Annotated in this window: 20 protein-coding genes and 2 pseudogenes; 13 read left to right on the forward strand and 9 right to left on the reverse strand. The window is 69.3% G+C overall.

Features of this window, described 5'->3' with window-relative positions:
* The 5 genes from A9X00_RS08730 to A9X00_RS08750 form a co-directional block, all read left to right on the forward strand.
* The coding region (locus tag A9X00_RS08730) for a dihydropteroate synthase (protein WP_369830733.1) at positions 1-415 on the forward strand (415 nt) is incomplete at its 5' end.
* Positions 412-1,377: a glucosyl-3-phosphoglycerate synthase gene (locus A9X00_RS08735; protein WP_067152002.1), complete on the forward strand. Its 966-nt coding sequence runs from the start codon at positions 412-414 to the stop codon at positions 1,375-1,377. The genes A9X00_RS08730 and A9X00_RS08735, both read left to right, overlap by 4 nt.
* Positions 1,378-1,415: 38 nt before the next feature.
* Positions 1,416-1,757 carry a DivIVA domain-containing protein gene (locus tag A9X00_RS08740; RefSeq protein WP_067152004.1) on the forward strand — a complete coding sequence of 114 codons (342 nt, stop codon included), beginning with the start codon at positions 1,416-1,418 and terminating at the stop codon, positions 1,755-1,757.
* Positions 1,754-2,320, forward strand: coding sequence for a DNA-3-methyladenine glycosylase I (locus A9X00_RS08745; protein ID WP_067152006.1), 567 nt, complete (start codon positions 1,754-1,756; stop codon positions 2,318-2,320). Before A9X00_RS08740 ends, A9X00_RS08745 begins: the two co-directional genes overlap by 4 nt.
* A gap of 186 nt (positions 2,321-2,506) precedes the next feature.
* Positions 2,507-2,674 (forward strand): DUF3117 domain-containing protein, encoded by a 168-nt coding sequence (locus A9X00_RS08750; protein ID WP_003406247.1) that lies wholly within the window; start codon positions 2,507-2,509, stop codon positions 2,672-2,674.
* 7 nt (positions 2,675-2,681) lie between these two features.
* On the opposite strand, the gene glgA is transcribed toward A9X00_RS08750, so the two are convergent.
* Complete coding sequence (gene glgA, locus A9X00_RS08755; RefSeq protein WP_067152031.1) at positions 2,682-3,845, reverse strand: glycogen synthase; 1,164 nt, start codon at positions 3,843-3,845, stop codon at positions 2,682-2,684.
* A gap of 154 nt (positions 3,846-3,999) precedes the next feature.
* Between glgA and glgC the strand changes: the two genes are divergently transcribed.
* Complete coding sequence (gene glgC / locus A9X00_RS08760; RefSeq protein WP_067152008.1) at positions 4,000-5,214, forward strand: glucose-1-phosphate adenylyltransferase; 1,215 nt, start codon at positions 4,000-4,002, stop codon at positions 5,212-5,214.
* A 106-nt stretch (positions 5,215-5,320) separates the two neighbouring features.
* On the opposite strand, the pseudogene A9X00_RS08765 reads toward glgC, so the two are convergent.
* The 5 genes and pseudogenes from A9X00_RS08765 to A9X00_RS08785 all read right to left on the reverse strand — a co-directional run bounded on the left by A9X00_RS08765 (position 5,321) and on the right by A9X00_RS08785 (position 10,888).
* Positions 5,321-7,002: pseudogene (locus A9X00_RS08765) on the reverse strand (CocE/NonD family hydrolase).
* An 18-nt stretch (positions 7,003-7,020) separates the two neighbouring features.
* Positions 7,021-7,695, reverse strand: a complete 675-nt coding sequence (locus A9X00_RS08770; RefSeq protein WP_067152010.1) for an isoprenylcysteine carboxylmethyltransferase family protein — start codon at positions 7,693-7,695, stop codon at positions 7,021-7,023.
* Positions 7,696-7,708: 13 nt separating this feature from the next.
* Positions 7,709-9,352, reverse strand: a complete 1,644-nt coding sequence (locus A9X00_RS08775) for an ABC transporter permease (RefSeq protein WP_156772001.1) — start codon at positions 9,350-9,352, stop codon at positions 7,709-7,711.
* Positions 9,349-10,260, reverse strand: a complete 912-nt coding sequence (locus A9X00_RS08780; protein ID WP_067152013.1) for an ABC transporter ATP-binding protein — start codon at positions 10,258-10,260, stop codon at positions 9,349-9,351. The genes A9X00_RS08775 and A9X00_RS08780 overlap by 4 nt, the downstream gene beginning before the upstream one ends.
* Positions 10,250-10,888 (reverse strand): TetR/AcrR family transcriptional regulator, encoded by a 639-nt coding sequence (locus A9X00_RS08785; RefSeq protein WP_067152014.1) that lies wholly within the window; start codon positions 10,886-10,888, stop codon positions 10,250-10,252. The genes A9X00_RS08780 and A9X00_RS08785 overlap by 11 nt, the downstream gene beginning before the upstream one ends.
* 108 nt (positions 10,889-10,996) lie before the next feature.
* On the opposite strand from A9X00_RS08785, the gene A9X00_RS08790 reads away from it, so the two are divergent.
* A complete protein-coding gene (locus A9X00_RS08790) occupies positions 10,997-11,329 on the forward strand; it encodes a hypothetical protein (RefSeq protein WP_067152016.1) in 333 nt (110 codons plus the stop codon).
* A 148-nt stretch (positions 11,330-11,477) separates the two neighbouring features.
* Here A9X00_RS08790 and A9X00_RS08795 read toward each other — a convergent pair whose 3' ends face one another.
* A complete protein-coding gene (locus tag A9X00_RS08795; RefSeq protein WP_067152018.1) occupies positions 11,478-12,146 on the reverse strand; it encodes an O-methyltransferase in 669 nt (222 codons plus the stop codon).
* Positions 12,147-12,349: 203 nt separating this feature from the next.
* On the opposite strand from A9X00_RS08795, the gene sigE reads away from it, so the two are divergent.
* The gene (sigE, locus tag A9X00_RS08800; protein WP_067152035.1) at positions 12,350-13,129 is read left to right on the forward strand and encodes an RNA polymerase sigma factor SigE; all 780 of its coding nucleotides are present in this window, start codon (positions 12,350-12,352) and stop codon (positions 13,127-13,129) included.
* A 122-nt stretch (positions 13,130-13,251) separates the two neighbouring features.
* Positions 13,252-13,614, forward strand: a complete 363-nt coding sequence (locus tag A9X00_RS08805) for a hypothetical protein (protein ID WP_067152020.1) — start codon at positions 13,252-13,254, stop codon at positions 13,612-13,614.
* Positions 13,615-13,617: 3 nt separating this feature from the next.
* Here the strand turns inward: A9X00_RS08805 and A9X00_RS08810 are convergent, their stop codons facing one another.
* Complete coding sequence (locus A9X00_RS08810) at positions 13,618-14,355, reverse strand: SHOCT domain-containing protein (RefSeq protein ID WP_067152022.1); 738 nt, start codon at positions 14,353-14,355, stop codon at positions 13,618-13,620.
* Positions 14,356-14,603: 248 nt separating this feature from the next.
* On the opposite strand from A9X00_RS08810, the gene rseA reads away from it, so the two are divergent.
* The 3 genes from rseA to tatB all read left to right on the forward strand — a co-directional run bounded on the left by rseA (position 14,604) and on the right by tatB (position 16,999).
* Positions 14,604-14,978 carry an anti-sigma E factor RseA gene (gene rseA, locus A9X00_RS08815; RefSeq protein ID WP_067152037.1) on the forward strand — a complete coding sequence of 125 codons (375 nt, stop codon included), beginning with the start codon at positions 14,604-14,606 and terminating at the stop codon, positions 14,976-14,978.
* A 106-nt stretch (positions 14,979-15,084) separates the two neighbouring features.
* A complete protein-coding gene (locus tag A9X00_RS08820; protein ID WP_067152023.1) occupies positions 15,085-16,593 on the forward strand; it encodes a S1C family serine protease in 1,509 nt (502 codons plus the stop codon).
* A gap of 7 nt (positions 16,594-16,600) precedes the next feature.
* Entirely contained in the window at positions 16,601-16,999 is a 399-nt protein-coding gene (gene tatB / locus A9X00_RS08825) for a Sec-independent protein translocase protein TatB (protein ID WP_067152027.1), read from the forward strand.
* 97 nt (positions 17,000-17,096) lie between these two features.
* On the opposite strand, the gene A9X00_RS08830 is transcribed toward tatB, so the two are convergent.
* Positions 17,097-18,230 carry an Mrp/NBP35 family ATP-binding protein gene (locus A9X00_RS08830; protein WP_067152029.1) on the reverse strand — a complete coding sequence of 378 codons (1,134 nt, stop codon included), beginning with the start codon at positions 18,228-18,230 and terminating at the stop codon, positions 17,097-17,099.
* Positions 18,231-18,333: 103 nt separating this feature from the next.
* Here A9X00_RS08830 and A9X00_RS30675 point away from each other — a divergent pair.
* Positions 18,334-18,410 (forward strand): annotated as a pseudogene (locus tag A9X00_RS30675) (P-loop NTPase); the annotation flags it as partial.

Consider the following 18,410-nt stretch of genomic DNA (forward strand, 5'->3'; position numbering starts at 1 on the left):
GCGCGGCCTCGTCCCGAAAGGTCGCGCCCCGGTCGTAGAACGAGTCCGGGGTGCGGTTGACGATCGCCATGATCAGGGGTCGGTGGCCCGCGACCGGGTGCTGATCGACCCGGCCCACGATTTCGGCAAAAACACCTTCCACGGGCTGCTTTTGTTGCGACACGCAGGCGAACTTGTTAACACCGGATGGCCCGTCCTGATGGCTTTGAGTAACAAGGACTTCGTCGGGGAGACTTTGGGTGTGGAACTGACCGAGCGGCTGGAGGGGACGCTGGCGGCCACCGCGCTGGCGGCGTCGGCCGGTGTGCGCATGTTCCGGGTGCATCAGGTCGAGGCCACCCGCCGGGTGCTGGAGATGGTGTCCTCGATCCAGGGGATACGCCCGCCCGCGCGCACGGTAAGGGGGCTGGCATGACGGAGCTTGTGGACCTCGCCCGCGAGGGCGTCCTCGCCGCGCGGCCGGGGGACATCTGGCTGGCCGACCGCAGCTGGAGCCGCCGCGGCCGGACGGTCCGCCAGCTGGAAGAGGCGAAGGCCGGCCGGACCATCTCGGTGGTGCTGCCGGCCCTCAACGAGGAAGCCACCATCGAGTCGGTGATCGACAGCATCTCGCCGCTGGTCCGGGATTCTGGAGGCCTGGTCGACGAGCTGATCGTGCTGGATTCCGGTTCGACGGACGACACCGAGATCCGCGCCATCGCCGCCGGCGCCCGCGTCGTCAGCCGCGAACAGGCGTTGCCGGAGGTGCCCGTGCGGCCGGGCAAGGGCGAAGCGCTGTGGCGCTCGCTCGCGGCCACCAGCGGCGACATCGTCGTTTTCGTCGACTCCGACCTGATCAACCCGCACCCGATGTTCGTGCCCTGGCTGGTGGCCCCGCTGCTCACCGGCGACGGCATTCACCTGGTGAAGAGCTTCTACCGGCGCCCGCTGCACGGCGCCGACGGGGGCGGCGGGCGGGTGACCGAACTGGTGGCGCGGCCGCTGCTGGCGGCGCTGCGCCCGGAGCTGAGCTGCATCCTGCAGCCGCTGGGCGGCGAGTACGCGGCCAGCCGGGAGCTGCTGACCTCGCTGCCGTTCGCGCCGGGCTACGGCGTGGAGATCGGGCTGCTGGTGGACACCTACGAACGGTTGGGCCTGGACGCCATCGCCCAGGTCAACCTCGGCGTCCGGGCGCACCGCAACCGGCCGCTCGCCGAGCTCGGCGCGATGAGCCGCCAGGTCATCGCGACGCTGCTGTCGCGGTGCGGGATCCCCGACTCCGGGATCGGGCTGACCCAGTTCTTCGCCGACGGCTCCGACGGTCACGGCTACACCGCGCGCACCTCGCCGGTCTCGCTGGACGACCGGCCACCGATGAACGCCCTGCGGCCACGCTGAGCGCCGCGTTGTCGGTGCCATAGGGCAATATCGACGACGTGGCGTTGGTGTTGCTGTACCTGGTGGTGCTGGTGCTGGTGGCGGTCGTGCTGTTCGGCGCGGCCAGCCTGCTGTTCGGTCGCGGCGAGCAGTTGCCGCCACTGCCCCGCGGGACGACGGCGACGGTGTTGCCCGCCTACGGCGTCACCGGCGCCGACGTCGACGCCGTCAAGTTCACCCAGGTGCTGCGGGGATACAAGACCAGCGAGGTGGACTGGGTGCTGGACCGGCTCGCCCGCGAACTCGAGGCACTGCGGGGCCAGCTGGCGGCGGTCGAGGCGTCCAGACCGAACGATAACGCGGAACCTAACGACGCCGAGGATCGTCAGGACAAGATGTGAGCGAAGACGGCCGAATCCGCTGTTCGTGGGCGGATGGCACCGACATTTACCGCGACTACCACGACCAGGAATGGGGCCGCGTCGTACACGACGGGGTGGCGCTGTTCGAACGGATGAGCCTGGAGGCCTTCCAGAGCGGCCTGTCCTGGCTGATCATCCTGCGCAAACGGGAGAACTTCCGGCGGGCCTTCGCCGGGTTCGACATCGAGACGGTCGCCGGCTACACCGACGCCGACGTGCAGCGGCTGATGGCCGACGAGGGAATCGTGCGCAACCGCGCCAAGATCGACGCGACGATCGCCAACGCGCGCGCCGCCGCCGAGCTGGGATCCGCCGAGGACCTGTCCAAGCTGCTGTGGTCATTCGCGCCGGCACCGCGCCCCCGCCCGGCCGACGCGTCGGAAATCCCGTCGGCCACCGCCGAATCGAAGGCGATGGCCAAGGAACTGAAACGACGCGGATTCCGCTTCGTCGGGCCCACCACCGCCTATGCGCTGATGCAGGCGACCGGCATGGTCGATGACCATATTCGCGGTTGCTGGGTGCCCGCGACGCCAGTTTGAGGGGCTGATCAGGCTTCACAAGCGGGTCTTTGTGCCACTGCCGACCCGAATAGGGAACAATAGAGGCGTGATTTGGCAGTCGATGCATTTCAAAGTCGGGTATGGCTGGAAATCCACTGGCGGGGCATGCTCGGCGCCGACCAGGTCCGCGAAGCCGGACCAGCTCGAATCTGGAGGGAGCACTCGATGGCGGCGATGAAGCCCCGTACCGGAGACGGTCCTTTGGAAGCGACCAAGGAGGGGCGCGGCATCGTTATGCGGGTACCGCTCGAGGGCGGCGGTCGGCTGGTCGTGGAGCTGACACCCGACGAAGCCGCCGCCCTGGGTGACGAACTCAAGGGCGTAACCAGCTAAGGCGCCTTTACGCGCACACCTTCCGGTAGATCTCCAGCGTCTGCTCCGCGACCTGTGCCCATGAGAAGTCCTCGACGCACCGCTGGCGTCCCGCCTCGCCATAGCGCTTGGCCTTGTCGGGATCGGCCACCAACTCATTGACTGCCGTGGCGAGGCCGGACCGGAAGGCGGCCGGGTTGTCGGCGTCAAAGTGCACCAGCGACCCGGTCACCCCGTCCGAGACCACCTCGGGGATCCCGCCCACGTCGGAAGCCACCACCGGCGTCGCGCAGGCCATCGCCTCCAGGTTCACGATGCCCAACGGCTCGTACACCGACGGACACACGAAAACTGTTGCCGCCGAAAGTATTTCGCGTAGTTCCCCGATGGGGAGCATTTCGCGGATCCAGAACACCCCGTCGCGCTCGTGGGCCAGTTCGGCGACGGCGGCCCGGACCTCCTCGGCCAGCTCCGGCGTATCGGGGGCGCCGGCGCACAGCACCAACTGCACCCCGGGGCTGAACCGGTGCGCGGCCGCCACTAGGTGCGCGACGCCCTTCTGCCGGGTGATCCGACCCACGAACGCCACCATGGGCCGCGCCGGGTCGACGCCGAGTTCGGCCAGCACCGAGCCGCTCTCCGCCGGGCCGGCCGGATACCAGACGCCTGTGTCGACGCCGTTGCGCACGACGTGCACCAGGCTCGGATCCAGCGACGAGTAGACGCGCAGGATGTCCTCGCGCATCGCGGAGCTGACCGCGATGACGGCGTCGGCGCCCTGCACCGCGGTCCGCTCCACCCACGTCGACACCCGGTAGCCGCCGCCGAGCTGTTCGGCCTTCCACGGCCGCAGCGGCTCGAGCGAATGCGCGGTCAACACGTGGGGAATGTCGTAGAGCAGCGCGGTCAGGTGCCCGGCCAGCCCGGTGTACCAGGTGTGCGAGTGCACGACGCTGGCCGCCGACGCGGCGTTGGCCATCATCAGGTCGGCGGACAACGTCGACAGCGCCGGGTTGGCGCCGTGGATGCGCGGGTCGGGCTGCTGCGCGAAGGCGTCCGGACGGGGTGCGCCGATGCAGTGCACGTCGACCGCGCACAGCCGGCGCAGCTGGGCGACGAGTTCGGTGACGTGTACCCCGGCTCCGCCGTAGACCTCCGGTGGGTACTCCCGAGTCATCATCGCCACCCGCATACCCGCACCGTAGTTCGGCGGCGGGCCCGCCCGCATCTCGGGCCGCGGATCCGGGGGCCCGCGGAGCCAAAACCATTGACGGACAGCCCGTCAGGGTGCGGCCAATAGCGCGCGCCCCCTGGCAGCGGTTGGCGGGGGCCGATAGTTTGTAGCCATGAGGGAAGCGCCACACGTGCTGGGAATTGTCCTGGCCGGCGGGGAGGGTAAGCGGTTGTACCCTCTGACCGCCGACCGGGCCAAACCCGCCGTTCCCTTCGGGGGCGCCTACCGGCTGATCGATTTCGTGCTCTCCAACCTGGTCAATGCCCGCTACTTGAGAATATGTGTTCTCACGCAATACAAGTCGCATTCACTTGACCGTCACATTTCGCAGAACTGGCGGCTGTCCGGCCTGGCCGGCGAGTACATCACCCCGGTACCCGCGCAGCAACGCCTCGGCCCGCGCTGGTACACCGGCTCCGCCGACGCGATCTATCAGTCCCTCAACCTGATCTACGACGAAGACCCCGACTACATAGTCGTTTTCGGCGCCGACCACGTGTACCGCATGGACCCCGAGCAGATGGTCCAGTTCCACATCGACAGCGGCGCCGGCGCGACGGTGGCCGGCATCCGGGTGCCGCGCGCCGACGCCAGCGCCTTCGGCTGCATCGACGCCGACGATTCCGGCCGGATCCGCAACTTCGTGGAGAAGCCGCTCGAGCCGCCGGGCACCCCCGACGACCCGGAGACGACGTTCGCCTCCATGGGCAACTACATCTTCACCACCAAGGTGCTGATCGACGCGATCCGCGCCGACGCCGACGACGACCACTCCGATCACGACATGGGCGGCGACATCATCCCGCGGTTGGTGGAGGACGGGATCGCCGCGGTGTACGACTTCTCCGACAACGAGGTGCCCGGCGCCACCGACCGCGACCGCGGATACTGGCGCGACGTCGGGACGCTGGACGCGTTCTACGACGCGCACATGGACCTGGTCTCGGTGCACCCGGTGTTCAACCTGTACAACAAGCGCTGGCCGATTCGCGGCGAATCGGAGAACCTGGCGCCGGCCAAGTTCGTCAACGGCGGCTCGGCCCAGGAGTCGGTCGTGGGCGCCGGCAGCATCATCTCGGCGGCGTCCGTGCGCAATTCGGTGCTGTCGTCCAACGTCGTGGTCGACGACGGCGCGATCGTCGAGGGCAGCGTGATCATGCCCGGCGCCCGCGTCGGCCGCGGCGCGGTGGTGCGGCACGCGATCCTGGACAAGAACGTCGTCGTCGGACCCGGCGAGATGGTCGGGGTCGATCTGGAGAAGGACCGCGAGCGCTTCGCGATCAGCGCCGGCGGCGTGGTCGCGGTGGGCAAGGGCGTCTGGATTTAGCGCGGCTTGTTGGTAGCCCCACGCCGAGCGTGAAGCCACGGTGCAAAAAATTCGAAATCTTCGCCGTGGCTTCACGCTCGGCGACGGCGCGGGGGCCGTCGGCCGCTTAGGGGATCTCCGGGATCAGCAGGTGCGCGTCGTGGTCCGGGCCCCAGTGCAGGGTGACGCGACCGCGCGGTGAGCCCTGATACGCCGCGGGCATCTGACCGGTCAGCGGGTTGGTCGGGCTCAACCAGCGCCCGGCGACCGCCAGCCGCAGCTGCTCGCCCGCGCGGAACAGCGTCGCCGAGGGGCCCAGCGCGACGTCGACGGCCACCACTTCGCCGGCGGGAACCGGCTGCGGCGCGGCGCATCTAGGGACGGGTTCCCATGGCCGCGAGAGTTCGGGGTCGAGCGCGCGCAGCGCGACCCGCTGCCACCCGGTGGTCACCCGGTCGCGGCCGTACCCGTACGACCCCTCGAAACCGACGAACCGGCCCCCTCGCCACTTCTCCACGCCGACGAACAGATTGGCGTCATCGCAGCCGTCGAGTTCGACCCACAGTCGGGCCGCCATCGGGCCGGTCAGCTCGAGGTCGGCGGGGACCGTCCAGCTGAAGGCCGCTGCGGCGGAGGCGGTGTCGAACGCGATGCCGCCGGTCTCCGTCGGCGGCTGCGCCGCGAGAGCCCCTGGGCCCGCGAGATATAAAGGGCGCCAACGAGTCCGGGCGAGCGGCCAGTCGCCCTCCTCGCGCACCGCGACGACGGTGTCACGGTCCTCGCGGACTTCCAGGCGCACGCTACGGGAGCCGGCGGCGCCGTCCAGGACGCCGCGGAAGAAGTCGAGCTGTTCGGCCCGCGCGGCTTCGGAGTAGAAGGTCGCCCACTTGCCGCTTCGGTGGGTGTAGAGGCGGGCGTGGGCGGAGCCGCCGCGCGTGAACGCCCGCATCGAACCGCGGCTGTGCAGGTTGTTGTCCGAGAAGCTGGCGCAGACCAGCATCGGGACCCTGATGCCGACAGGTCGGGCGCCACGGAGCGCCAGAACTCGTCGCGCAGCGGGTGGCCGTCCTGCATCCGCTCCAGGTCGTAATGCTGACGCGTGTCGCGACGGATGTTGCGTGACCACAGCCCGGTGAAGCCGGTTTCCCGAACGCCGCCGGGAAAGGTCAGGTCACGATACGCGTCGGTGAAGCCCTCCCACGGGCAGATCGCACGCAGCGCGGGCGGTTGCAGGGCGGCGACGGCGTACTGCGTGATGGCCAGGTAGGACACCCCGAGCATGACGACGCGGCCGTCGCACCACGGCCGGTCGGCGATCCACTGCACGACGTCGTAGCTGTCCTCGGCCTCCTGGCGCGACAGCAGGTTTCCAGTGCCGTCGGAGTGCCCGCAGCCGCGCATGTCGGCGTTGACGACGGTGAAGCCGTGCGCCGTCCACCACGCGGGGTCGGGTGCCTCCCACCCGGTCAGCGCGGAAAAGGCGATCGGCTGCGGCTGGCGCAAGACCCGGTACTGCACCGAGAACGTCCACCGCCCGCCGCGCCGCCGTGGCAGGTTGTCCTTGCCGTAGGGATGGACGCTCAGGATCACCGGCCGAGGCACGTCGTCGGGCTCGCGGTAGACGTTGATCCGCAACACCGTCCCGTCGCGGGTGGGGACGTCGACGTCACGCTCGACGAGGAGGCCGGGGGGTGCGGCGGTGACGGTGATGGGGGGCCTGGCGATGCCGCGGAGCCGGGTCAGCGCGTAGCGGACGGCGCCGGGACGGCGCCACGGCCTGTCGAGGGCGGGTGCCGGGTTTCGCGCCACGCCAATACCTTAGGGCGGTCACCACACATTGGGCACCAAGCGGTAGCGCACGTGCTGCGCGTAGTCGCGGTACCCCGGCAGGTCCTGGATGAGCAGCTTCTCCTCATCGAGGATGCGGAAGACGAGCACCGCGATGCCCGGGATGACGAACAGCAGCCCCCAGTACGAGCCCAGCGCCAACGGCATGCCCACCATCATGATGACGTTCCCGACATACATCGGGTGCCTGACGAGCTTGTAGACGCCGTCGGAGGCGACCTTTTGGCCCGCTTCCACGGTGACGGTGGCTGCGGCGTAACTGTTTTGGATGATCACCAGCATGGCGATGCCGAGCCCGGCCGCGACCAGCACGTCGCCGAACAGGCACAGCCACACCGGCACCGTCGACCAGCCCATCCGGTGATCGAGTGCGCTGAACGCCATCATCACGAAGAGGATCAGGAACGAGCTGGTGATGATGACCTTCTGGGCCGCCCTCGTTTCCGCGCGCGGGCCGGCGTGCATGCGGCGCTGCAGGGCCGCCGGGTTGACCTTGGCCAGATAGATGGTGGGGCCGAGCGAGGCCACCGTGAACACGGCCAGGAAAACCCATGCCTGCCAGTAGTGGAACGTGCCCGCCGGCCCGAACAGGATCAAGCAGGTTGCGGCCGTTCCGAAGATCGAGGATGCTGTCAGACGAATTGTGGTTTTCATGATCGTTCCCTCCCTAGCAACGTAGATCACGGCGTCGAAAAGCCATGGCTCCCAAGATGATCAGCGCGACGTCGATGGCCAGCAGCCACAGCAGCGGCGCGGCGGTGAAGTCGGCCCCGACCCGCGGAGTGTGGGCGAACGGTTCCAGGTCGAGCAGCCACTGCGGGAACCGGCCCAGCTCGCCGATCAGGTAGATCGCGACAAAGCAGACCAGCACGCCCCACGCCACCGGGGTGAACCGCGGGGCCAGACCGAACAGGGCGACGGTGACGGCGGCGAGCAGCCAGATGGCGGGCAGCTGGACGGCCGCGGTGCCGACCACGACGGCCAGCTTGCCGCCGATGTCGCCGGCCGCGATGCCGTAGACGAGCCCGCCGGCCACCCCGCTGGCCAGCATCGCGAACGCGGAGCCGGCGAGGGCGGCCACCAAATGGCTTGCCAGCCAGTGAGTTCGGGAGACCGCGCCGGCCAGTGTGGACTCGGCGCGCTGGCCCGTTTCCTCCTGGTGCAGGCGCAGGGTGAGCGAGATAGCGAACGCCGCGCCCACCATGCCCATCATGGCGTAGGCGACCGCCATGAACGCCTCTTCCAGCACGCCGGTGCCGCCCATCCGCGCGACGATGTCGCGCACGATGGTGCTGTCGCCGAGCTCGTCGCCGATGCCGTGCACCACGCTGCCCATCAAAAGGCCGTACAGGCAGAGGCCCACGGTCCACAGCACCAGCGCGCCACGGTCGAGCCGCCACGTCAGGCCGTCGACGCCGCGCAACCGCGGCCCGGCCCGGCCCGGGCCCGGACGCTCGGCGATCAGCCCGGCGCCCACGTCGCGGCCCGCGAGCAGGCGGTAGGCCACCAGGGTGAGCACGGCCGTCGTCGCCAGGTGCAACAGCAGCACCCACCAGCGATCGCCCGCGTAGGGCCGCACCTGCAGCGACCATCCCAGCGGCGAGAACCACGACAGCGTGCCGTTCCCGGCGTCGCCGACGGCGCGCAGCGTGAACGCGGTCCCCAACACCGCGAACGCGGTGCCGCGGGCAACGCGGGCGCTCGGCGACAGCTGCGCGGCCACCGCTGCGACCGCGGTGAAGACCAGCCCGGAGCATGTCAGCGCCGCGCCGAATGCGAGCGACCCGCCGCGCGGGATGTCGGTGGTGAGCAACCCCGCCGCACCGATCGCACCGGTGGCGATCGACGCCCCGAAGGACAGCAGCAGGGCCGCGCTCAGGCTGGCGTACCGGCCGACCGCGGTCGAGTCCACGAGTTCGGTCCGGCCGGTCTCCTCGTCGGCGCGGGTGTGGCGGATCACCGTGAGGATGACGGCCACCGCGATCAGCAGGTGGAACATCCCGGCCTTCCAAATGCCAACGGCGCCAACGCTGTGGTTGTAGACCTGGCCGTAGAGCGCGCGCTGGGCCGGGCTGGCCATAATGGACGCCGCGAACCCGGCGCGGGCGGTTTCGGTCGGGTAGACCTTCAGGACGCTGCCGACGTAGACGCTGGCCAGGGGCAGCGAGAGCAGCAGCACCCACAGCGGCAGCGAGACCCGGTCGCGGCGCAGGTAAAGCCGCAACATCCCGAGCGTCCCGGAGAAATTGGAACCGGCCCGGGGCGCCGGGTGCGCCGGGTGGCGGGGCCGATCCAGCGTTGCGGTGCTCATGCCGAGACCTTGTCCGTGGTGTCGTAGTGGCGCAGGAAGAGTTCCTCCAGCGTCGGGGGCTGGCTGACGAGGCTGCGCACGCCGGCGTCGCCGAGGGCGCGGATGAGCTCACCCAGGCTCTCGCTGTCGACTTGGGCGCGCAGCGTGTTGCCGTCGATGCTGACGTCCTCGACGCCCTTGATCCGCCTGATATCGCCCGGGTCGCCGACCATTTCGGCCCGTATCGAGGTGCGGCTGAGATGGCGCATCGACTCCAGCGTGCCGCTCTCGATGGTGCGGCCCGCGCGGATGATGGTCACCCGCTCGCAGAGCGCTTCCGTTTCGGCCAGGATGTGGCTGGAGAGCAGGACCGTCGTGCCGCGGTCGCGCGCCTCGGCGACGCACTGCTGAAACACGTTCTCCATCAACGGGTCCAGGCCGCTGCTGGGCTCGTCGAGCAGGAGCAGCCGGGCGCGCGACGAGAAGGCGGAGATCAGGGAGACCTTCTGCCGGTTGCCCTTCGAGTAGCTGCGCGCCTTCTTGTGCGGGTCGAGGTCGAAGCGCTCGATGAGCTCGGCGCGACGCCCCTCGTCGATGCCCCCACGCATGCGGGCCAGCAGGTCGATGGTCTCGCCGCCGGTCAGCGACGGCCACAGCGTCACATCGCCCGGCACGTAGGCGATTTGGCGGTGCAGGTCGACCGCGTCGGTCCACGGGTCGCCGCCCAGCAACCGGACGTTTCCACCGTCGGCCTTCACCAGGCCCAGCAGGATGCGGATGGTCGTCGACTTCCCGGCCCCGTTCGGCCCGAGGAAGCCGTGCACCTCGCCCTCGCGCACCGTGAGGTCGAGGCCGTCCAGCGCGCGCACCGCGCCGAAGTTCTTCGTCAGCCCACGGATTTCGATCGGTGCCACATTGTCAGTCGGCATGGGATTCTCCTTGATCTTCTGCTGCCAGGAATGCGTCGTACATGGTGCGGTCGACCATCAGGCCCTCGGTGTAGATCTCGAGGGCCGGCAGGATCATGTCCCGGGCGTAGTCGCGCAGGACCGCACGCAGATCGGTTGGGGTGTCGTGCATTTGGATGTAGAGCAGGAGGCTGCCGCCGCCGGTGATGCCCAGATATTTGGCCCTGGCCTTCGGATCACGGCTGGGCTTGATCGTGCCGGCCCGCACGCCCTCTTCCAGGTATTCCTCGGCGTTGCCAATCATCCTGAGCCACAACATCTTCGCCAGGTCGCCGCCGGTCTGCATGCTGCGCACCAGGTAGGCCATCATCGGGGCGTAATCCTCGATCTCGGCCAGTTGCGCGAACCAGGTGGCCGGGTCGTTCGACTTGATCGTCTCGGACTTGGTATCGCGGATCGCTTCGGCGATGTATTCGTCGCAGGCGTTGCGCAGGCCGTCCTTGGATCGGAAGTGGTGGATGACCAGCGCCGCGCTCACCCCGGCCGCGTCGGCGATCGAGCGCAGCCCGACGCCGAAACCGTGCTCGCCGAACTGCTCGATGGCCGCGTCTCGGATTCGGGCGGCGGCGGTCAGGTCGGCTGAACGCATGTTCAGTACATTAAACGCGCGTTCAGCCCGCGGTCAAGGGGGCGGCCCGTCAGGAATCCGTAAAGAAATCGCGGCGGTCTGTTTATGCCGCGGTGGTGTAATCGCCTCATGGCGGTTGGACCGTTCTGCGTGGGGTGTATCCCCGAACTCAATCGGGACATCGCGGGATTGGTGGAATTCGCCGACTACGACGCCGCCTTGGCCGAGAGGGCTAAGAACTACAGGCGTCACCCCTCCGATCCGATGCCTCAACCCGGGGGTGGTGGAAATTCGCTGGGCGTGATGGCGGCCGAGGGCGTCGGGACCTTTTGCGGCGACCACCTCAAGCGGGCGCGTCGGCTCCGGCACCTGCCGTCCGCCGAGGCGGTCCGGCAGCTGCGCAGCGGGGCCGACCTCAAACCGCTGGCGCGCCTGGCGAATCTCTTCAGGTCGACCTTCTAGCCCGCTAGCGGCATTGAGTGTGCATTCAAGGCTTTGACTGTGCGCCAGCGGTTTTCAGTGTGCGCGTCGGGCGGGATCTGGGCGATTTTTCCGCCCAGGGTTCACATGCAACGCCCACGATTCACACGCAAAAGCCCGAACTAGGCCCTCAGTCGCGGACGGCGGCCAGCAGCCCGTCGCCGAGCGGCACCAGCGCGGGGGTCAGCCGTTCGTCCTCGGCGATGAGCCGGGCCGCCTCGCGGACGGCGTCGACCTCGGCGTCGCGTGCCGCGGGGTCGCCGGCGCGCCCCCCCAGCGCCGCGCGGTGCACGACGATGACGCCGCCGGAGCGCAGCAGCCGCACGCCCTCGACGACGTAGTCCGGCTGGTCGATGGGGTCGGCGTCGATGAACACCAGGTCATAGGACTGGTCGGCGAGCCGGGTGAGCACCTCCTGGGCGCGGCCGCCGATCAGCCGGGTGCGCGACGGCCCGATGCCGGCGTCGGTGAACGCCTGCTTGGCGATGCGCAGGTACTCGGGCTCGATATCGATCGTGGTCAACACCCCGTCGTCGCTCATGCCCGACAGCAACCACAGCCCGCTGACGCCGGCGCCGGTGCCCACCTCCGCAACGGCCTTGCCGCCGCTGAGCTTGGTCAGCAGGCTCAGCAGCGCCCCGACCGCGGGTGTCACCGCCCCGGCGCCGATCTCCTCGGCGCGTTCGCGCGCGGCCGCCAGCAGCGCGTCCTCCGAGATCGACGCCTCGGCGTGCGCGCACAGCGATTCGGCTCGACTGGGGGCCGCCTGGGCGGGGGTCTTTTCGTCGGTGCCGTCCATGCCCGCAGCGTATTCCAATTTGCCGCGCGGTCCGGCAGGCGCGCCTTAAAACCGGGCCGCCCCGACACGCCCAAAGCCCGAGGCGCGACGAAGCTCACTCGTCCCCGGATTCGCCCTGCTCAACGCTCGTAACGATCTGGTTTCTCAGCCAAACCTCAGATTGCTCCTATGCCCCGCATACGCCGATGGGCGACGGTAAGCATATGGAACGCGGGGTGGGGTCCGGGAATACAAATCGCCGGAATGGGAATACACGCTGGGAACTCCGCGTTGACGCGGTCGACGAGCTGCCGAACTTCGACGGCAGGCCACTTCTGGAGGATCCAATCACCACAGCGCTTTTGAGCCCGACCACCATGTCGCACGCCCAGGACTGCCGGGACGACGAATGGGTGGAGACGACGGACGCGTTGCAGGGCACCGCGGTGTTCGACGCGACCGGGGACATGGCGACGATGCCGTCGTGGGACGAGCTGGTGCGCCAGCACGCCGACCGCGTGTACCGGCTGGCCTACCGGCTCTCCGGCAACCCGCAGGACGCCGAGGACCTCACCCAGGAGACCTTCATCCGGGTTTTCCGCTCGGTGCAGAACTACCAGCCCGGAACCTTCGAGGGCTGGCTGCACCGCATCACCACGAACCTGTTCCTCGACATGGTGCGCCGGCGCGCGCGCATCCGCATGGAGGCGCTGCCCGAGGACTACGACCGGGTGCCCGCCGACGAGCCCAACCCCGAGCAGATCTACCACGACGCGCGGCTCGGGCCCGACCTGCAGGCCGCGCTGGATTCGCTGCCGCCGGAATTCCGCGCCGCCGTCGTGCTGTGTGACATCGAGGGCCTGTCCTACGAGGAGATCGGCGCCACGCTGGGCGTCAAGCTCGGCACCGTGCGCAGCCGCATCCACCGCGGGCGCCAGGCGCTGCGCGACTACCTGGCCGCGCACCCCGAACACCGCGCCCACGCCGACAGCCAGCCCACCTAGTTCCGGCTGCATCCAGCAGCGGCAATGCCGGTCATCCGACCAATCAGACTGGGCTGAGCGGGACACGCCACCGGCCGGGCCAGTAGGAGGACTTCATCGCCGACAATGACGCCGCACGAGCCATGTTTGACTGGGTGAACGGCGCGCCGCCGGCCGAGCTGGCCGCAGAGCTCATGGCTGCATTCGGCCCGAACGGAGCAAACGGCGGCAACGACCTCGGTGAACAGGCCCTCGTCGGCTGGCTGTTTCGTGGCTACTATCCCAACCCGGGGTATCGCGAGCGAGTTGAACTCCTCGAATATGTCAAGGAGCTGCGCAGGCCGCTGCGGGAGGCGCTGCAGCTGCTACGGCACTCCGAACTGGTCTACGAAAGTCAGTACGGCGACGGCGCGCCCTCGTTGAGCGCGACGCGCTTGGGCCTGGCCGCCCTGGCGAGTGGGAAGCCAGTGGTCAGGCAGCGCATCAAAGACCGCACCGGTTCGTAGCCATCATTGGCCGCCGCCAAGGATCCGGCGCTTCTGGTCGGCGAATTCTTCGTCGGTCAGCCCGCCAGACGCGTGCAGGTTCGTCAGCGTCTTCAGTAGCTCGATGCGCACACCTTCGTTCATCCGCGGGTCGGGCGGCGTGGGAGTTTGAAACGGCTGGGGCGCCGCGAATGGCGGTGGTGTCATTAACGGTTGCGCGGCTTGGGCCGGGCGCCGGCCCAAACGCATCGACACGATGAGCATGAGCAGCGCGAGCACGAACACCCCGACGAACACCCACGGCAGATATCCGAACGGGCTGGTGTGCCCGAACGCCAGCCGCGGACTGATGAACCCGCCGACCTCGCCGTCGGTGCTCACCGTGTAATCACCCGTCTGAGGGATTTGAGCCACCCACACCTGCTGGTGCGCGTCGTCGCCGTCTGTCGTTGTGGCACTTGAATGTTCGGTGAGGGTGGGCTCGGCCACGCCTGCAGGCGGCGCGATGGTCAATTGGAGATGGGGAATCGGCAAGTCGTTGCCGCCGACGGTGAAGCCTCCCTGCGTGTTAGCGACCTTGGTGTGGAAGCTGACCGTCACCTGCCCTTGCGGCAGGTGCACCGTTTGGCTGCCCGGAATCGGCACCTCGCCGTAGGCGTCGTAGCCGCTGAACACCTCCATGTTGAGAAACAGCGTGAGGACGAAACCGCCGATCGAGAACAACAGCAGCACAATCGAGCCGCGGATGCCCAGTCGACGCATCGATGCCCTCCTGCCTGGGACGGAACCAAATCCTGCTCCGCACACGTTAACTTCGACAGCCGAGTCCTGCCTGTCCGCCAGACCGCCTGACTTGAGACCCTGTGGCGGCTTATCCACAGCCTGGCAGGACCGGGCGACTAATCCAGCGGCTTTGGGGGTTGCGAATGGGGGGTAATGGCCACCCTCTCGCGCTACATTCGAATTATGCGCGGCTTAGAAATCTTAGAGTTCCCCGAAGGGATGTGGTGATGGCCGACCGGGGAGAGGTGTTTCGCCGCGCGTTCTCCTGGCTGCCCTCCCAGTTCGCCTCCCAGAGCGACGAGCCGGTCGGCGCGGCGCGCCGGTTCCGCTCCACCGAGCACCTGTCCATCGAAGCGATCGCCGCGTTCGTCGACGGCGAGCTGCGGATGAACGCGCACCTGCGGGCCGCGCACCACCTCTCGTTATGCCCGGAATGCGCCGCCGAGGTCGAGGATCAGAGCCGGGCGCGCGCCGCGCTGCGCGACTCGCATCCGATCCGCATCCCCAGCAACCTGCTGGGGCTGCTGTCCGAAATCCCGCACTACCCCGCCGACGACGACACGTCCGAACGCGATACGCGGGACCAGCGTAAGCGCCGATAGTCGCCGCACCCGTGGATACTAGGGTGGACAAGCAAAACGCCGTGCCGGAAAGCACCCGCTAAGCGGCCTGCCTCGAGCGCTCGAGAAGAGAATCCAAAGGGGTAACGTGACCTCCGACGACCGTAACGACGGCGGAAACCAGGGCGGCAACCGCCTGGCGCCGCGTCCCATCTCACGGCCACCGGTCGACCCCGCATCGCGTCAGTTGTTCAGCCGTCCCGCCGGGCAGCAGGGCTCCTTCGTGGCCGAGCGCGTACGCCCGCCGAAGTACCGCGACGAGGACGAATTCGCGCCCCACGACCAACCGGCCGACCCGGTGCTGGAGGAGGCCTTCGGCAAGCCCGTCGGCACCGTGGACACGCTGCAGCGGCACCCCATCGATGCCGGCGCGCTGGCGGCCGAGAAAGACGGCGACGAGCCCGGCGGCGCCGAAGACCCCTGGCGCGACCCGGCCGCCGGCGCGGCCCTGGGAACCCCGGCGGTGCCGCCGGCGCCGCCGCAGGGCGTGCCGGGCTACACCGGCAAGCTCGGCGTGCGCGACGTGCTGTTCGGGCGCAAGGTGTCCTACCTGGCGTTGGCGGTGTTGCTGCTGATCGCCTTGGTCATCGGCATGATCGGCGGCGTCATCGGGCGCAAGACGGCCGAGGTCGTCGAGGCGTTCACCACGTCGAAGGTGAGCCTGGCGACCCCCGGCAACGGCGAGTCGCCGGCGGGCCGGTTCGCCAAGGTGGCCGCCGCGACCGCCAACGCGGTGGTGACCATCGAGTCCAAGAGCGACCAGGAAGGCATGCAGGGCTCCGGCGTCGTCATCGACGGCCGCGGCTACATCGTGACCAACAACCACGTGATCTCGGAGGCCGCGAACAACCCGAGCCAGTTCAAGACGACCGTGGTGTTCAACGACGGCAAGGAAGTGCCCGCCAACCTGGTGGGTCGCGACCCGAAGACCGACCTGGCCGTGCTCAAGGTCGACAACGTCGACAACCTGACCGTGGCCCGGCTCGGCGACTCTGACAAGGTGCGGGTCGGTGACGAGGTGATCGCCGCGGGCGCGCCGCTGGGGCTGCGCAGTACCGTCACCCACGGCATCATCAGCGCCCTGCACCGGCCCGTCCCGTTGTCCGGGGAGGGCTCGGACACCGACACCGTCATCGACGCCCTGCAGACCGACGCGTCGATCAACCACGGCAACTCCGGTGGCCCGCTGATCGACATGGATTCCCAGGTGATCGGGATCGACACCGCGGGCAAGTCGCTGTCGGACAGCGCGAGCGGGCTGGGCTTCGCAATCCCGATCAACGAGGCGAAGCAGGTCGCGCAGACGCTGATCAAGGACGGCAAGATCGTGCACCCGACGCTCGGGGTCAGCACCCGCTCGGTGAGCAACGCGATCGCGTCCGGCGCCCAGGTCGCCAACGTCAAGGCGGGCAGCCCCGCGCAAAAGGGCGGGATCCTGGAGAACGACGTGATCGTCAAGGTCGGCAGCCGCAAGGTCGCCGACGCCGACGAGTTCGTCGTCGCCGTCCGGCAGCTGACCATCGGCCAGGACTCCCCGGTGGAGGTGGTCCGCGACGGCCGGCACGTCACGCTGACGGTGAAACCGGATCCGGATTAGGCGTTCGATGTTCTCCAACCTCAGCTGGGAGCACATCCTGGTCCTCGTCGTGGTCGGGCTGGTAATCCTCGGGCCCGAGCGCCTTCCCGGCGCCATCCGCTGGACGTCGACCGCGCTGCGTCAGGCCCGCGACTACCTCAGCGGCGTCACCAACCAGCTGCGCGAGGACATCGGGCCCGAGTTCGACGACCTGCGCGCCCCGCTGTCCGAGCTGCAGAAGCTGCGCGGCATGACCCCGCGCGCCGCGCTGACCAAGCACCTGCTGGACGGCGACGACTCGTTTTTGACCGGGAACTTCGACGGGCCGATGAAGCCCGTGAATGGCGCGCCCCCGAAGCCCGCCGAGCCGGTGCAGCCCGAGCCCCGCCCGTCGGGCCCGGCGCCGTTCGACGTCGACGCGACCTAGCCGTAAGCCCGCGAGCGTGCACAGTTGTACGCATTTCGCGGCGTGTCTTTGTACACACACGCACGCTCGCGGCGGGAAGGCCTCGCGGCGGGAAGGCTCAGTGGCGCGTCGGGTCCAGGCCCAGCGACACGCCCGCCAGACCGCGCTTTCGCGCCGACAGGGTGTCGGCCACGCCGCGCAGTTCCTTGCCGACCGGGGAGTCCGGCGCGCTCAGCACGACCGGGACGCCGGCGTCGCCGGCGGCGACCAGCGACGGGTCCAGCGGGATCTGACCCAGCAGCGGCACGTCGGCGCCGACGGCGCGGGACAACCGCTCGGCGACCTGCCGGCCGCCGCCCTCGCCGAACACGTGCATCGTGGTGCCGTCCGGCAGCGTCAGCCCGGACATGTTCTCCACGACGCCGACGATGCGCTGGCGGGTCTGCAGGGCGATGCTGCCGGCACGTTCGGCGACCTCGGCCGCGGCCAGCTGCGGGGTGGTCACGACCAGGATCTCGGCGTTGGGGATCAGCTGGGCCACCGAGATCGCGACGTCGCCGGTGCCCGGGGGCAGGTCGAGCAGCAGGACGTCCAGGTCGCCCCAGTAGACGTCGGCCAGGAACTGCTGCAGCGCGCGGTGCAGCATCGGCCCCCGCCACACCACCGGGGTGTTGCCCTGCGTGAACTGGGCGATCGAGATGACCTTCACCTCGTGGGCGATGGGCGGCAGGATCATCGACTCGACCTGGGTGGGCCGGTCGGTGGTGCCCATCATGCGCGGGATGGAGTGGCCGTGGATGTCGGCGTCCAGCACGCCGACCGACAGCCCGCGGGCGGCCATCGCCGCGGCCAGATTGACCGTGACCGTGGACTTCCCGACCCCGCCCTTGCCGGACGCGACGGCGTAGACCCGGGTCAGGGAGCTGGGCTGGGCGAACGGGATGACGGGCTCGGCGGCGTCACCGCGCAGCTGCTTGCGCAGCTCGGTGCGTTGCTCGTCGTTCATCACGTCCAGGCTGACCTTGACGGCGCCGGTGCCGGGCACGTCGGCGACCGCGCCGGTGACGCGCTCGGTGATTTCGGTCTTCTTCGGGCAGGCGGCGGTGGTCAGGTATATCCCCACGTGCACCCCGCCGTCGGCGTCGACGTCGACGCTCTTGACCATCCCGAGTTCGGTGATGGGGCGGCGCAATTCGGGGTCGATCACCTTCCCCAGGGCGGTGCGGATATCGGCAGCTAGATCGGTGGTCATCACCGCCGAGTCTAGGCGTGCGCGGCGGGGTGGTTTAGCCGGCCGGGCCGGGCCGGGGCGATCCCGACGCCTGCGGTCCCGCGGCCGGGCCCAGCGGGGCCGGCGGGGCGGGGTCGGGAAGTCCACGGTCACGGTCAATCTGGCCGCGGCGATGGCCGCCCGCGGGCTGTCGGTGCTGTG

Source organism: Mycobacterium sp. 1245805.9 (assembly GCF_001672915.1).
In the GTDB taxonomy this organism is placed as follows: Bacteria; Actinomycetota; Actinomycetes; order Mycobacteriales; family Mycobacteriaceae; genus Mycobacterium.

Bases quoted from the DNA above. Each gene is read 5' to 3' on its own strand.
- A9X00_RS08735 (WP_067152002.1), top strand. From the start codon at position 412: ATGACGGAGCTTGTGGACCTCGCCCGCGAGGGCGTCCTCGCCGCGCGG.
- A9X00_RS08750 (WP_003406247.1), top strand. From the start codon at position 2,507: ATGGCGGCGATGAAGCCCCGTACCGGAGACGGTCCTTTGGAAGCGACC.
- glgA (WP_067152031.1), bottom strand. From the start codon at position 3,845: ATGCGGGTGGCGATGATGACTCGGGAGTACCCACCGGAGGTCTACGGC.
- glgC (WP_067152008.1), top strand. From the start codon at position 4,000: ATGAGGGAAGCGCCACACGTGCTGGGAATTGTCCTGGCCGGCGGGGAG.
- A9X00_RS08770 (WP_067152010.1), bottom strand. From the start codon at position 7,695: ATGAAAACCACAATTCGTCTGACAGCATCCTCGATCTTCGGAACGGCC.
- A9X00_RS08775 (WP_156772001.1), bottom strand. From the start codon at position 9,352: ATGAGCACCGCAACGCTGGATCGGCCCCGCCACCCGGCGCACCCGGCG.
- A9X00_RS08780 (WP_067152013.1), bottom strand. From the start codon at position 10,260: ATGCCGACTGACAATGTGGCACCGATCGAAATCCGTGGGCTGACGAAG.
- A9X00_RS08785 (WP_067152014.1), bottom strand. From the start codon at position 10,888: ATGCGTTCAGCCGACCTGACCGCCGCCGCCCGAATCCGAGACGCGGCC.
- A9X00_RS08790 (WP_067152016.1), top strand. From the start codon at position 10,997: ATGGCGGTTGGACCGTTCTGCGTGGGGTGTATCCCCGAACTCAATCGG.
- A9X00_RS08795 (WP_067152018.1), bottom strand. From the start codon at position 12,146: ATGGACGGCACCGACGAAAAGACCCCCGCCCAGGCGGCCCCCAGTCGA.
- sigE (WP_067152035.1), top strand. From the start codon at position 12,350: ATGGAACGCGGGGTGGGGTCCGGGAATACAAATCGCCGGAATGGGAAT.
- A9X00_RS08805 (WP_067152020.1), top strand. From the start codon at position 13,252: ATGTTTGACTGGGTGAACGGCGCGCCGCCGGCCGAGCTGGCCGCAGAG.
- A9X00_RS08810 (WP_067152022.1), bottom strand. From the start codon at position 14,355: ATGCGTCGACTGGGCATCCGCGGCTCGATTGTGCTGCTGTTGTTCTCG.
- rseA (WP_067152037.1), top strand. From the start codon at position 14,604: ATGGCCGACCGGGGAGAGGTGTTTCGCCGCGCGTTCTCCTGGCTGCCC.
- tatB (WP_067152027.1), top strand. From the start codon at position 16,601: ATGTTCTCCAACCTCAGCTGGGAGCACATCCTGGTCCTCGTCGTGGTC.
- A9X00_RS08830 (WP_067152029.1), bottom strand. From the start codon at position 18,230: ATGACCACCGATCTAGCTGCCGATATCCGCACCGCCCTGGGGAAGGTG.